The sequence below is a fragment of the Flavobacterium sp. YO12 genome (genome assembly GCF_004119495.1).
In the GTDB taxonomy this organism is placed as follows: Bacteria; Bacteroidota; Bacteroidia; order Flavobacteriales; family Flavobacteriaceae; genus Flavobacterium.
In genome coordinates, this window is sequence record NZ_NRQU01000135.1 from 1 (window position 1) to 1,491 (window position 1,491).

At 27.2% G+C, this 1,491-nt stretch carries 2 protein-coding genes; both read left to right on the forward strand.

The features are described from left to right. The first annotated feature begins 95 nt into the window (after nucleotides 1-95). Entirely contained in the window at nucleotides 96-671 is a 576-nt protein-coding gene (locus BOW55_RS20645) for an ATP-binding cassette domain-containing protein (protein ID WP_129026326.1), read from the forward strand. A gap of 36 nt (nucleotides 672-707) precedes the next feature. Then, nucleotides 708-1,409, forward strand: a complete 702-nt coding sequence (locus tag BOW55_RS20650; RefSeq protein ID WP_129026328.1) for a hypothetical protein — start codon at nucleotides 708-710, stop codon at nucleotides 1,407-1,409. Nucleotides 1,410-1,491 lie beyond the last annotated feature (82 nt).

Below are 1,491 nucleotides of genomic sequence, written 5' to 3' on the forward strand. Positions count from 1 at the left end.
CCTAATTATATTACGATGCATAATAGTTTAGAAATGACAGTAATTGTAAAAAAATATGAAAAGCAGAGTTATTCTTTCAGATATACATTTAAAGTGTGAAACAAAGGGATATTGTAGGCTTTTTGGTAGAAATGGTAGCTGGAAAAACAACTTTGTTAAAAATTATTTTTGGGATTGAACAGGCAGATTATAAGCATTTAAAAATTAATGAAAAGATTTACAATAATGCATACCTGATAAAGGAGTGCATAGGGTACTTGCCGCAATTTAGCTTTGTTCCAAAATACTTTACAGTTAAAAAAATTGCGAAAATTTTTTTAAAAATAGATGAAGACAATTCTTTTTTTAACGATAAGAATATTTTTAAAATTTTAAACACGAAAGTAAAAAATCTCTCCTGTGGAGAACTTCGATATCTTGAAATAAAACTGATTTTGTCGCAGGAGAAAAAATTTGTAATACTTGATGAGCCATTTTCAGGTCTTTCCCCTATAATAATTGAAGACGTCAAACAATTAATTATTAAAGCATCTGAAACTACTGGAATCATTATTACAGATCATAATTATTTTGACGTTCTTGATATATGTACAAAAAAATATCTGATAAGAGATTGCAGCTGTATGTTAATATCAAGCGAAGAGGATTTAAAAAAGAATGGTTACCTGTAGCCGATAAATAAAAAGAAGATTACCCCTAAAAACAATATGCATAATACTACCCCAAGGAAAAATTTTGATTCTATTTTTCAATATTTACAAAAGGAAGAAATTACTTTTTCAAAATCTGATTTTTTATTTGAGTTTGAATCCCACAGCGAATTTCCTTCTCTGCTGGCAGTAAGCGATACTCTCAACTTTTTTGAAATAAAGAATGCCGCACTAAAGGTCAATAATTCAGAAATTACGGATTTGCCTGAATGTTTTTTAACTGTTTTAAAAGATGTAAACAATATTCCAAAGTATCATTTTATCGAGAGAATTGAAAATGAGTATTTTTCTTTATCTGAGAATGAAGAATCAAAAATGTCTCTTTCTGATTTAGAAAGCAAATGGCTTAAAGTAGTATTACTTGCCGAAAAAAATAATTTAAAAAAAGAGAAAAAGAGAAAAAATCTATTCAATCCATTTTTAATTATAATGATTGGAATTTTTATCAGTATTTTTTGTTTTAAATCAAATATTGAAATTTTTCAGTTGTTTTTTATTTTTCTTCCTGCAGCAGGGACTATTTTTTCAGTTATTAGCTTCAAAAATTTATTTGAATTAAAAAATAGTTTTATCAATCGATTTTGCAGTGCTGGAGCAACTACAGATTGTGAAACAGTTTCAACAGCTGATAAATGGGAAATCTTCAAAATTTTAGATTTTGGCATTTTGAGCATCGTTTTTTTTCATTTCAATTGTTAACATTTATTACCCTTTTGATTATAGATCAAATTGATTCTTTCTTTTCAATTCAAAAGATTCTTCTTTTTTTGTGCAATCCCCT